This is a genomic window from Streptococcus sp. OH4692_COT-348, assembly GCF_003859975.1.
GTDB lineage: Bacteria > Bacillota > Bacilli > Lactobacillales > Streptococcaceae > Streptococcus.
Genome location: NZ_RQZB01000005.1, coordinates 114,561 through 127,835 on the forward strand (window position 1 = coordinate 114,561; position 13,275 = coordinate 127,835).

10 protein-coding genes are annotated in these 13,275 nt (G+C 40.1%); 4 read left to right on the plus strand and 6 right to left on the minus strand.

Annotation, left to right across the window (positions count from 1 at the left end):
- Positions 1-544 precede the first annotated feature (544 nt).
- The 4 genes from ylqF to xerS all read left to right on the plus strand — a co-directional run bounded on the left by ylqF (position 545) and on the right by xerS (position 5,405).
- The gene (gene ylqF / locus EII37_RS04025) at positions 545-1,396 is read left to right on the plus strand and encodes a ribosome biogenesis GTPase YlqF (protein WP_020901132.1); all 852 of its coding nucleotides are present in this window, start codon (positions 545-547) and stop codon (positions 1,394-1,396) included.
- Complete coding sequence (locus tag EII37_RS04030; RefSeq protein WP_124787658.1) at positions 1,383-2,162, plus strand: ribonuclease HII; 780 nt, start codon at positions 1,383-1,385, stop codon at positions 2,160-2,162. Before ylqF ends, EII37_RS04030 begins: the two co-directional genes overlap by 14 nt.
- A gap of 16 nt (positions 2,163-2,178) precedes the next feature.
- A complete protein-coding gene (locus EII37_RS04035; RefSeq protein ID WP_124787659.1) occupies positions 2,179-3,729 on the plus strand; it encodes a ClC family H(+)/Cl(-) exchange transporter in 1,551 nt (516 codons plus the stop codon).
- A 605-nt stretch (positions 3,730-4,334) separates the two neighbouring features.
- Positions 4,335-5,405 (plus strand): tyrosine recombinase XerS, encoded by a 1,071-nt coding sequence (gene xerS / locus EII37_RS04045; protein WP_124787661.1) that lies wholly within the window; start codon positions 4,335-4,337, stop codon positions 5,403-5,405.
- Positions 5,406-5,478: 73 nt separating this feature from the next.
- Here the strand turns inward: xerS and EII37_RS04050 are convergent, their stop codons facing one another.
- The 6 genes from EII37_RS04050 to EII37_RS04075 form a co-directional block, all read right to left on the minus strand.
- Positions 5,479-6,468 carry a lipoate--protein ligase gene (locus EII37_RS04050; protein WP_000873983.1) on the minus strand — a complete coding sequence of 330 codons (990 nt, stop codon included), beginning with the start codon at positions 6,466-6,468 and terminating at the stop codon, positions 5,479-5,481.
- Positions 6,469-6,525: 57 nt separating this feature from the next.
- On the minus strand, positions 6,526-8,229 hold the full coding sequence (gene lpdA, locus EII37_RS04055; RefSeq protein ID WP_124787662.1) for a dihydrolipoyl dehydrogenase: 1,704 nt from the start codon (positions 8,227-8,229) through the stop codon (positions 6,526-6,528).
- Between the two features lie 45 nt (positions 8,230-8,274).
- Positions 8,275-9,318 carry a dihydrolipoamide acetyltransferase gene (locus tag EII37_RS04060; protein ID WP_124787663.1) on the minus strand — a complete coding sequence of 348 codons (1,044 nt, stop codon included), beginning with the start codon at positions 9,316-9,318 and terminating at the stop codon, positions 8,275-8,277.
- 451 nt (positions 9,319-9,769) lie between these two features.
- Positions 9,770-10,762 (minus strand): alpha-ketoacid dehydrogenase subunit beta, encoded by a 993-nt coding sequence (locus EII37_RS04065; protein WP_000448714.1) that lies wholly within the window; start codon positions 10,760-10,762, stop codon positions 9,770-9,772.
- A 15-nt stretch (positions 10,763-10,777) separates the two neighbouring features.
- Entirely contained in the window at positions 10,778-11,746 is a 969-nt protein-coding gene (locus tag EII37_RS04070) for a thiamine pyrophosphate-dependent dehydrogenase E1 component subunit alpha (RefSeq protein ID WP_050206875.1), read from the minus strand.
- Between the two features lie 157 nt (positions 11,747-11,903).
- Complete coding sequence (locus tag EII37_RS04075) at positions 11,904-13,262, minus strand: MATE family efflux transporter (RefSeq protein ID WP_124787664.1); 1,359 nt, start codon at positions 13,260-13,262, stop codon at positions 11,904-11,906.
- Positions 13,263-13,275: the final 13 nt, after the last annotated feature.

Sequence of the window (13,275 nt, forward strand, 5' to 3'; positions counted from 1 at the left end):
TTATACTCAATGAAGCTGAAAGAAACATTGTGTGGTTTTTGAATGGTTAGCGTTTTATACCTAAAAATCCCAAAAACTCATAAAATTCCACTCTTATACTCAATGAAAATCAAAGAGCAAACTAGAAAGCTAGCCGTAGGTTGCTCAAAGCACTGCTTTGAGGTTGTAGATAAGACTGACAAAGTCAGCTCAAAACTCTGTTTTGAGGTTGCAGATGGAAGTTGACGTGGTTTGAAGAGATTTCGAAGAGTATTAGTTCTCCCTAATATGAAGTAATAGCTATAATAGATATTGAATTTCAAAGGATATGCTTGAATTAAACTATGTCTTAAGTAAGACTTCAATAAAATGATAGACTTTAATTTTGAATTAGTATAATCTGGAAACAAGAGCGGACAAAATAAAGAAGTCATGATATAATATAAATTAGATTTCTATGTCATAAAACAAGAACTGTTTGGACATCATTCATTTTAAAATTTTCTATGTTCAAACGATAATAAAATAGGAACTCTAAACTCTTGATACGAAAGGAAAAAACTCAATGGCTACTATTCAATGGTTTCCTGGTCACATGTCTAAGGCTCGTCGACAGGTGCAGGAAAATTTAAAATTTGTTGATTTTGTGACGATTTTGGTGGATGCACGCTTACCTTTATCTAGTCAAAATCCTATGTTAACCAAGATTGTTGGTGACAAACCAAAACTCTTGATTTTAAACAAGGCGGACTTGGCTGATCCAGCAATGACCAAAGAATGGCGTCAGTATTTTGAATCACAAGGAATCCAGACGCTAGCTATCAACTCCAAAGAGCAAGTAACTGTAAAAGTTGTAACCGATGCTGCCAAGAAGCTCATGGCTGATAAGATTGCTCGTCAGAAAGAACGTGGTATCAAGATTGAAACCTTGCGTACCATGATTATTGGGATTCCAAATGCTGGTAAATCAACGCTTATGAACCGTTTGGCTGGTAAGAAGATTGCCGTTGTCGGCAATAAACCAGGTGTTACCAAAGGGCAACAATGGCTCAAAACCAATAAAGATCTTGAAATCCTAGACACGCCAGGGATTCTTTGGCCTAAGTTTGAAGATGAAACTGTTGCCCTTAAGTTGGCCTTAACGGGAGCTATTAAAGACCAGTTGCTTCCTATGGATGAGGTGACCATTTTTGGTATCAATTATTTCAAAGAACATTATCCAGAAAAGCTGGCTGAACGCTTCAAACAAATGAAAATTGAGGAAGAAGCGCCTGTTATTATTATGGATATGACCCGTGCCCTTGGTTTCCGTGACGACTATGACCGTTTTTACAGTCTCTTCGTGAAGGAAGTCCGTGATGGCAAACTCGGTAACTATACCTTAGATACATTGGAAGACCTCGATGGCGACGATTAAAGAAATCAAAGAACTCCTTGCAACGGTCAAGGAGTTAGAAAGCCCTATTTTTTTAGAGCTTGAAAAGGATAATCGTTCTGGAGTTCAAAAGGAAATAAGCAAGCGTAAAAAAGCCATTCAGGCAGAATTGGATGAGGATATTCGCTTGGAATCCATGCTTTCCTATGAAAAAGAACTTTATAAGCAAGGATTGACCTTAATTGCTGGTGTTGACGAGGTCGGCCGTGGTCCACTAGCTGGTCCTGTAGTCGCTGCAGCTGTTATTTTACCTAAAAATTGTAAGATTAAAGGCCTCAACGATAGCAAGAAGATCCCCAAAAAGAAACATCTGGAGATTTTCCAAGCCGTTCAGAATCAAGCTTTGTCAATCGGCATTGGTATCATGGATAATCAGGTCATCGACCAAGTCAATATCTATGAAGCAACCAAACTGGCCATGCAGAAAGCAATCTCTCAGCTCAGTTCTCAACCTGAGCACCTTTTGATAGATGCCATGAAACTGGATTTGCCAATTTCACAAACATCTATCATCAAAGGAGATGCCAATTCCCTTTCAATTGCAGCAGCTTCTATAGTAGCCAAGGTGACACGTGATGAATTGATGAAGGAATATGATCAGCAGTTCTCTGGCTATGATTTTGCTACTAATGCTGGTTATGGAACAGCTAAACACCTGGAAGGACTCGAAAAACTAGGAGTTACCCCAATTCACCGAACAAGTTTTGAACCCGTTAAATCACTGGTTTTAGGAGAAAAAGAAAGTTAAGTTAGAAGGAATGATTATGGAGGAACAGTCAGAAACACTCAGCTCCAAGAAAGAATTTGCCTTTGCCTCGAGTACCATATTATCCCAAGTTGGACGAGGAATCATCGTCGGTCTTATCGTTGGGATCATCGTTGGATCCTTTCGTTTCTTAATTGAAAAAGGATTCCACCTGATACAAGGACTTTATCAAGATCAAGCGCACCTAGTGCGCAATCTTTTTATACTGGTTTTATTTTACATACTCATCTGCTGGATCAGTGCTAAACTGACACGTTCAGAAAAAGATATCAAAGGCTCAGGAATTCCTCAAGTCGAAGCCGAATTAAAGGGCTTGATGACTCTCAACTGGTGGGGCGTTCTTTGGAAAAAATATATTCTAGGAATTCTTGCTATTGCCAGTGGACTCATGCTGGGGCGTGAAGGGCCAAGTATCCAACTTGGAGCAGTCGGTGGTAAAGGAATTGCCAAATGGCTCAAATCCAGTCCAGTTGAGGAACGCTCCTTGATTGCTAGTGGAGCTGCCGCTGGTCTAGCTGCAGCCTTTAATGCACCAATAGCAGGCCTCCTCTTTGTGGTAGAAGAAGTTTATCACCATTTTTCGCGCTTTTTCTGGGTCTCAACTCTAGCAGCCAGTCTCGTAGCAAACTTTGTCTCTTTACTCATATTTGGCCTAACACCCGTACTGGATATGCCAGACAATATCCCACTCATGACCCTAGACCAGTATTGGATTTACCTCCTTATGGGAGTTTTTCTTGGACTATCTGGTTTTCTCTATGAGAAGGCTGTACTCAATGTCGGTAGAATTTATGACTGGCTTGGGCAAAAAATCCGTTTGGATAGAGCTTATTATCCAATTCTGGCTTTCATTCTCATCATACCAGTCGGAATATTCTTACCACAAATCCTTGGTGGTGGAAATCAGCTGGTTCTTTCCTTAACTGAGCAAGATTTTAGTTTCCAAGTTCTATTAGCTTACTTTTTAATTCGCTTTGTTTGGAGCATGATTAGCTATGGAAGTGGCCTTCCAGGAGGTATTTTCCTACCAATTTTGGCGCTTGGCTCCTTACTTGGTGCTCTAGTTGGTGTTATTTGTGTCAATCTTGGGCTTGTCAGTCAAGAGCAGTTTCCTATATTTGTCATTCTAGGAATGAGTGGCTATTTTGGAGCGATATCTAAGGCTCCCTTAACTGCTATGATACTTGTTACTGAAATGGTAGGAGATATTCGCAACCTCATGCCACTTGGCTTAGTAACCTTAGTCGCCTACATCATCATGGATCTACTCAAGGGTGCGCCAGTCTATGAAGCTATGTTGGAAAAAATGCTACCTGAAGAAGCGTCAGATGAAGGAGAAGTCACTCTCATTGAAATCCCTGTTTCGGATAAAATAGCAGGAAAACAAGTACATGAACTCAACTTACCACATAATATCCTCATCACAACCCAAGTTCATAATGGCAAGAGCCAAACAGTTAACGGCTCAACCAGAATGTATCTCGGGGATATGATTCACCTAGTTATTCCAAAAAGTGAAATTGGTAAAGTCAAGGATTTGTTGCTGTAGTTTTTACATAATTTATATTATGTAAAAACTTAAATATATTAGAAAACCGATTCTCAGCAATGAGAACGGTTATTTTTTACTGATGAGGCATTTCACATATAACTAATTGAACTTTCTTAAAAATAAGACTATAATTAAGTTAGAAATGATAAAGCATAAAGCTAGAAAGGAGTTTACTGTATCAAATCTGTACAGTAAGATTAAAATCATGAAAAAGAAAACAATAGCAATTATACAATGTATTTTGTATCTCATAGCTCCTTATATAGCTCTTCAGTTATGTAGAATGAACAGAAGTTTCGTTACTGATAATCTCTTTTTTATTTTCCTTATTCTGTTGACTATTTCATTCTGGTTTAGTATTTGGAAATTAGAAAAAGCACTAGCTAATGATTCACAATAGAAACTTCAAAGATTTAGATCCATTTTACGCAAATTTAGCTATTTTTGTTCCAAAAAAAAATTTTTAGTTATTTTGTTCGTTTAACACAGGTCTAAGTCTTTTTTAAAAATCTCTATATCATCTTTCCGAAAAACTATAATTTTCTTGAAAAATAAATAAGTCTATGCTATACTACTAGTAGACTTATTTACGGAGAAAATACATGAAACGTGAGATTTTACTGGAACGAATCGACAAACTAAAACAAATCATGCCCTGGTATGTTCTTGAATACTACCAATCTAAGCTTGCTGTTCCTTACAGTTTTACAACCTTGTACGAATACCTCAAGGAATATGATCGATTTTTCAGCTGGGTTTTGGAGTCTGGTATTTCAAACGCTGATAAAATGGATGATATTCCTTTATCTGTCTTGGAAAATATGTCTAAGAAAGACATGGAAGCCTTTATCCTTTATCTACGTGAACGTCCTTTACTGAATGCTAATACAACAAAGCAAGGTGTCTCACAGACAACTATCAATCGGACCTTGTCGGCACTTTCTAGTCTTTACAAGTATCTGACCGAGGAAGTTGAAAACGATCAGGGAGAACCTTATTTTTATCGTAATGTAATGAAGAAAGTTTCAACAAAGAAAAAGAAAGAAACACTTGCTGCCAGAGCTGAAAACATCAAGCAAAAACTCTTTTTAGGTGATGAAACAGAAGGTTTTCTGACTTATATTGACCAAGAGTACCCACAACAACTTTCAAATCGCGCTCTCTCATCATTCAACAAAAATAAAGAACGTGATTTGGCCATTATTGCCCTTCTCTTGGCGTCTGGTGTCCGCTTATCTGAAGCTGTTAATCTGGATTTAAGGGATCTCAACCTCAAAATGATGGTTATCGATGTCACTCGAAAAGGTGGCAAACGTGACTCGGTCAATGTTGCTGCTTTTGCTAAGCCTTATTTAGAGAATTATCTTGCTATTCGAAATCAACGCTATAAGACAGAAAAAACAGATACAGCCCTTTTTTTGACTCTCTACAGAGGTGTTCCTAATCGTATCGATGCTTCCAGCGTTGAAAAAATGGTTGCTAAATACTCTGAAGACTTCAAAGTTCGTGTAACCCCCCACAAACTGCGCCATACCCTAGCAACTAGGCTTTATGATGCGACTAAATCGCAAGTTTTGGTCAGCCATCAGCTAGGACATGCCAGTACACAAGTCACTGACCTCTATACCCATATCGTTAATGATGAACAAAAGAATGCCTTGGATAGTTTATAGTTATACATAACAAAAATTATGTAAAGTATATATCAAGAAAAGAAGCTGGTCCTACAACCAACTTCTTTTTGATTTATCCAACTACCGCTTCAGCGATTTCTTCACGGCTAATACCAGCGAAGTAGCGTGTGATATCAATGGTTTCTAGCGCCTTAAGGACATCTTCGCGTTCGTATTTCACCCCACGAAGGACATCTTCTACTGCAGCAACGTCTTCAATACCAAAGAAGTCACCGTAAATCTTGATGTCTTGGATTTTTGATTCGAGAACATTAGCAAAGACCTCCACCTTACCACTAGTGAATTTTGTTCCACGACGGACGTTAAATTCAGGTGATTTACCGTAGTTCCAGTCCCAAGTTCCAAACTTGGTATCCTTGATACGGTTAATTTCAGCTAATTCTTCCTCAGAAAAAACGTATTCAGTCATCTCTGGGTACTCTTTTTTCATGTATTCCAAGAGTAAATCACGGAATTCTTCGACTGTGATTTTTTCTGGTAATTCATTGATAATATTGGTTACACGAGCACGTACGGATTTGACACCTTTTGATTCGAATTTATCCTTTGAAACCTTGAGGGCATTTGCTAGGACTGACAAATCAACGTCAAAGAGCAAGCAACCGTGGTGCATGATGCGGCCGTTGATATAGGCTTGGGCATTGCCACAGAACTTCTTTCCATCAATCTCAAGGTCATTACGACCTGTGAACTCAGCTTTAACCCCAAGTTGAGCCAGGGTATTGATAACCGGAGTTGAGAAGCTCTTAAAGTCAAAAGCCTTGTTTTCATCTTCTTTTGAAATGATCGTGTAGTTGAGGTTATTTAAATCGTGGTAAACAGCTCCACCACCGCTGATACGGCGGACCACCTCAATACCATTTTCTCGAACATAATCACGGTTGATTTCTTCGATGGTATTCTGGTGACGACCAACAATGATAGATGGCTTGTTAATCCAAAGTAGGAAGATTTGATCCTCATCCAAAAGATGTTTAAAGGCATATTCTTCCAAGGCGATATTAAAAGCAGTGTCGTTTGAATGATTGATAATATATTTCATGATATCCCTTTATACGATAGAGACTGGAATAACCTTCCAGTCTAATCTATCTTTCTTTTATTTTTTCTTAGGTGAATGGATAGCCATTCCTAGAACATCCGCAAATGCTTCGTACATCACTTCAGAGTAGGTTGGGTGTCCGTGGATAGTCTTCAGCATTTCTTCAACAGTGATTTCCATTTCGATAATGCTTGATGCCTCGTTAATCAATTCTGCAGCTGCAGGACCGATAATATGAACACCAAGGATTTCTCCGTATTTCTTATCTGCAATGACTTTTACGAAACCTTGAGCAGCATCCGATGCAATGGCACGACCATTAGCAGCAAAGTTGAACTTACCGATGGCTACATCGTACTTCTCACGGGCTTGTTCTTCTGTCAACCCTACTGCTGCTACTTCAGGGAGAGTGTAGATGGCTGCAGGAGTCAAATTCAATTTGGCAACAGCATGATTTCCTTTAAGAGCGTTTTCAGCGGCAACTTCACCCATACGGAAGGCTGCGTGCGCTAACATCTTAGTACCATTAATATCACCTGATCCGTAGATACCTGGAACAGAAGTCTCCATGTATTCGTTGACCTTGATACGACCACGATCCAATTCAAACTCAACCTCTCCAATACCTTCAAGATCTGGAACACGACCGATTGAAAGGAGAGCTTTGCTTGCGATGATATCATCTTTTCCTTCAACCTTGATACGAAGTTGACCATTTTCCTCAATGATTTCTTGCAGTTTAGTACCAGTCAAGATGGTCATTCCTTTACGTTCAAGGATCAAGCGAAGGTTCTTAGACACTTCTGCATCCATAGCTGGCACGATACGGTCCATCATTTCGATAACAGTTACTTTTGAACCAAATGTCATGAAGGCCTGACCAAGTTCAATACCAACAACCCCACCACCGATGATAACAAGACTTTCTGGAACTTCGTTCATTTCAAGAATGTCATCACTTGTCATCACAAGTGGAGATTCCATACCAGGAACGTTAATCTTGCTGACTTTTGAACCACCAGCAAGGATGATTTTCTTGGTTTCAAGCAATTCAGAACCATTTACCAAGACGTTCTTGTCTTTAGTAATAGTACCGATACCCTTATGAACAGTAACTCCGTAGCTACGAAGAAGTCCTGCAACACCACCAACAAGAGTATTGACAACCTTAGACTTGGTTTCAAGGAGTTTGTCCATATCTACAGTGAAGTTAGGATTTTCAATCACGATACCACGATTTGCTGCATGACCGATGTTCTCAATGATTTCAGCGTTATGAAGGTAGGTCTTGGTTGGAATACATCCACGGTTTAAGCAGGTTCCACCAAGTTCAGATTTCTCAACGAGGGCAACCTTACCACCGAGTTGTGCAGCTTTAATGGCTGCTACGTATCCAGCAGGGCCTCCACCAATCACAACGATATCAAAAGCATCATCGCTCTTACCATCATCGTTTGAGGTACTTGTTGCAGGTGCTGGGATAGCTTCTGGCGCTGCGGCTCCAGCTGTTGGGATATTTTCCCCTTCTTCACCAAGGTAACCGATAACTTCCGTTACAGGGACTGTTTCCCCATCTCCTTTAAGGATAGCAATCAAGTAACCATCTTCTTCAGCTTCCAATTCCATACTGACTTTATCAGTCATGATTTCCAAAAGGATTTCTCCTTCTTTTACAAATTCTCCGACTTTCTTATTCCATTGGACGATTTGTCCTTCTGTCATATCCACGCCAGCTTTTGGCATAATTACTTCTAAGGCCATGTCTTCCTTCCTTTATCTATATCTTAAAAATGAATACTCTTGCTCTTAAATCAACATTGAGATTGGGTTTTCAATCAACTCTTTCAAATCCTTCATAAACTTAGCACCAACCATACCATCTACGACACGGTGGTCAATTGTTAAACCAAGACTCATGATAGGGCGAATAACAATTTCACCATTGACGACAACTGGCTTCTCGATTGTCGAGCTCACACCAAGGATAGCTGAGTTGGGTTGGTTAATGATAGGACCAAAGGACTGAACGCCAAACATTCCCAAGTTACTGATTGTGAATGTTGAATTTTGCAGTTCACTTGGAGCTAATTTACCATCCAAGGTACGACCGATGACATCCTTGAAGGCAACAACCAGTTCTGAAAGACTCATCTTCTCAGCATTGTAAACAACAGGTGTCATCAATCCATTATCCATCCCAACTGCCATGGCAAGATTGACATAGTTGTGAGTGATAATGGTCTTGCCATCTTCTGTCAATGAAGCGTTGATGTATGGGTGTTTCATAAGAGTCTTAACAACTGCAAGTGAAAGAAGGTCTGTTACAGTAGTCTTCTTCCCAGTTGTTTCCATGATTGGTTCAAGCACCTTCTTACGAAGAGCCAACATTTCCGTCATATCAACTTCATAGTTGAGGGTGAAGGTTGGAGCAGTTAGGTAAGATTCAACCATACGTTGAGCAATAACCTTACGCATTGGTGTCATTGGAATACGCTCGATTTCACCGTATGGTGTTACGTTATCAGGAACTTCTTCCACTTTTTCAATCTGAGCAGGAGACTTGATGGTATCGTTTTCGATATTTTCAGGAAGCAAGGCCAAAACATCCTTCTTCATGATTTTACCACGATGACCCGTTCCTTGGATTTCTTGCCAAGCAATGTTATGTTCGAGGGCAATTCGTTTTGCAAGTGGCGAAATGCGAACCACGTTTGTGTCTTTATAAGTTTCCACGTCTTCTTTGTGGACACGACCGTTTGCACCTGAGCCAGACACGTCGTAGAGGTTGATCCCTAGATCATCCGCTAACTTTCTAGCTGCAGGAGTCGCTCTTAGCTTGTCATCAGCCATGACCTCTCCAATTCTATACTAAGATATTAAGGGCATCATAAGTCAAAGTGAAAATAGGAAACTTGACAAAGAAACTTTAGTTTCTAGGAAAGTTTATCTTTTTCACACAGACTTTAGCCCGTGTTCGAATATAAGATATTAAGGACGCAGAGGGCAATAAAAAAATAGGAGATTGACGATGTGCTCGATGAACACAAGGAAATCTATCTTTTTTTCGCAGACCTCCGCTCAAATTCAACTCTACAAGCAACTTGGATACAACACGTATCTCAAGTTGCTACGGTTGCCGCTATTAGGCGGTCAACCTAGTAGACTTACTAATTCATTCGTCGAATATTATTGATTCGACTCTCTCATGTCGCAACTTTACAAACAACTTAGATACAAAACATATCTTAAGTTACTAAAGTTAAAAACAACAATTATTTTACATAACTTATCTTATGTAATTCTATTCTTTGTTATATGTTTTACGGATGGCATCTTTGATGCTTTCAACTGTTGGAATCATTGCATTTTCTAGGTTTTGTGCATAAGGCATTGGCACATCTTCTCCTGCACAACGGCGGATTGGTGCATCTAGATAGTCAAATGCTTCTGATTCTGAAATAATAGCTGAAATTTCACCGATATAGCCACTTGTCTTGTGGGCATCGTTAACTAGAACAACCTTACCAGTCTTCTTAACTGAGTTAATGATAATGTCCTTATCAAGCGGAACAAGGGTACGTGGGTCCACAATTTCAACAGAAATTCCTTCTTCTGCTAATTCTTCAGCAGCTTGAACCACACGGCGAAGCATTTTTCCATAAGTAACAACTGTTACATCCGTTCCTTCGCGTTTGATTTCCCCAACTCCAAGTGGAATCGTGTAGTCTGGATCAACTGGCACTTCCCCTTTTTGGTTAAATTCTGACTTGTACTCAAGAATAATAACTGGGTTGTTATCACGGATAGAAGACTTAAGCAGTCCTTTCATGTCAGCAGGTGTACCTGGAGCCACAACCTTAAGTCCAGGGATATGAGTAAACCAAGACTCTAGAGATTGTGAGTGCTGGGCTGCAGAACCAACTCCGTTACCAGCTGCACAACGAACAGTCATTGGAACCTGACCTTTACCACCAAACATGTAACGTGTTTTAGCAGCTTGGTTGACGATATTGTCCATGGCAATAACCGAGAAATCCATGAAGGTCATATCGACGATTGGACGAAGTCCTGTCATGGCTGCTCCTGCTGCTGCTCCTGAAATGGCAGCCTCAGAAATCGGACAGTCACGGACACGTTCTGGACCAAATTCTTCAAGCATTCCAACAGAAGTACCGAAGTCTCCTCCAAAGACACCGACATCTTCTCCCATCAAGAATACATTTTCATCGCGACGCATTTCCTCAGACATAGCAAGGATAATGGTGTCACGGAAGGACATTGTTTTTGTTTCCATTTTATCTCTTTCTCCTTAGTCTGCGTAAATATCTTCAAAGGCTGATTCAAGCGGTGGGAATGGACTTTCCTCTGCAAATTTAACAGAAGCTTCTACTGCTTCCTTTACTTGCGCTTGGATTTCTTCCAATTCTTCGGCACTTGCAATGTTATTTTCAATAAGGTAATTGCGGAGATTTTCGATTGGGTCTTTTTGTTTCCACAATTCCACTTCTTCACGCGTACGATATTTACCAGGGTCAGATGATGAGTGACCAAGCCAGCGATAAGTGACACTTTCGATCAAGACAGGGCCATTACCACCACGAACATGATCTACAGCTTTCTTAAATCCTTCATAGACATCGATAACATTGTTTCCATCTTCGATGAACATTCCAGGAATTCCATAAGCGGCGCTACGTTGATGAATATGTTCTACATTGGTCATTTTCTTGATATCCGCAGAGATTCCATAACCGTTGTTAATGCAATAGAAAATGACTGGCAGGTTCCAGATAGAAGCCATGTTCACTGCTTCGTGGAAAACACCCTCGTTGGTCGCACCATCTCCAAAGAAGCAGACAACGATTTTTCCAGTATTTTGCATTTGCTGACTAAGAGCTGCACCGACAGCAATCCCCATACCACCACCTACGATACCATTGGCACCAAGGTTCCCAGCATCAAGGTCGGCGATATGCATAGATCCACCTTTACCTTTACAGGTTCCAGTGTACTTACCGAGGATTTCAGCCATCATTCCGTTGAGGTCAATCCCTTTGGCAATAGCTTGTCCGTGACCACGGTGGTTTGAGGTGATCAGATCATCTGGATTGAGAGCCAACATAGCACCCACGTTAGCCGCCTCTTCTCCAACAGAAAAGTGCGTCATTCCTGGCACTTTCCCTTTCTTTACTAATTGCGCAATTTTTAAGTCCATACGACGGATTTCTTCCATCTTACGGAACATCTCTAGCAAAAGATTTTTATCTAAAGTTGACATCTTCTTGCCTTTCTAAGTTTCTTCTTACCTTACTATTTTACCGTTTTTGGCAAATACTGTCAAAGTTTTTCTAAAAGAAATTTCACAAAATAAAAAAGAAAACCCCATGAAAACAAGGGATTTTCTTATTAAGAATATTTTTTCACAAACTTTTTAATTATTTAGATTTTACTAAAGATTCAAATCTCCTCATAATCACTGTTAAACGCCAACGGTAGAGCGCTCCACTCACAATTAGACTAATAATCAAACCGATCCAGTAAGAATAAGCTCCAAAATCTGTTAGGGAATCAAAGACCATAGCCACTGGGATTGCTACTCCCCAATAACCAACCAAACCAAGATAAAAAGGAATCACCGTATCCTTGTAACCTCGTAAAATTCCCTGAAGCGGTGCCGCAAAGGTATCTGCTAACTGAAAGAAAAGACTATAAGTCAAAAAGCGCGCTGTCAAATCGATGAATTCTGGGTCGTTACCATAAAGACTAGCTACATTTCCCCTAAAAATGTAAAGGAAAGATAAGGTGAAGCCTGCAAAAATAAGGGCAGTCCATCTTCCTAGACTAATATAGGTTTTCGCATCATCAAATCGCTTGGCTCCCACTTCATAGGAAACAACAATAGCCATAGCCGATGAGATACTCATAGGAAAGGCGTACATGAGAGTTGAAAAGTTCATAGCTGACTGGTGACTAGCGATAATCAAGGATGAGAACTTAGCCATAATCAAACCAACCACGGAAAAGATAGCCACTTCCGCGAAGACAGTCCCCCCAATAGGCAGACCCAATCGAACTCCTTCCTTGATTTTATCCATATTAAATGGAATTCGTTTCTCAAGATGTAGGGCTTTGAGCTTCTCCTGTTTAAATAGAACCAGAACAGAAATTCCCAGCAAGACCCAGTAGGCTAAAGAAGTACCTAAACCAGAACCAGCACCTCCCAGTTCTGGAACACCAAAGGCTCCGAAAATCAAGAGATAATTAAATCCACTATTGAGAGGAAGCAACAAAATCATGAGATACATGGACAGCTTGGTCAACCCCAGCGAATCCAGCAAGGAGCGAATGACACTAAAGAGCAACAGGGGGATAATGCCGATAGATAAAAACCAAAGATAACGAACTGCTACTGCCGCCACTGGTGCTTCTAGTCCAATATGATTCAAGATTGGTGGTGCCAAGAAAAGTACTATCCCCAGCAAGACCACAGATAGTCCCAAAGCCAAATAGATAAATTGGTAAAAATCAGACGCAACTTCTTCCTTTTTGCCTCGCCCAAGATGGTGACCAATGATAGGCACCAAGGCCGATACAATCCCTGTTAGGAAGGTAAAGAAAGGATTCCAGATACTGGTTGCCATCGACACACCAGCCAAATCCATGGTACTGTATTGACCTGTCATAGTCGTATCAACAAAGGAGGCAGAATAATTGGCAAATTGATAAATCAGGATAGGGAAAAATATCTTTAAAAATAAGATAAACTTGTCTTTAAAATGATGGGTCTGGTACATATAGGCTCTCTAT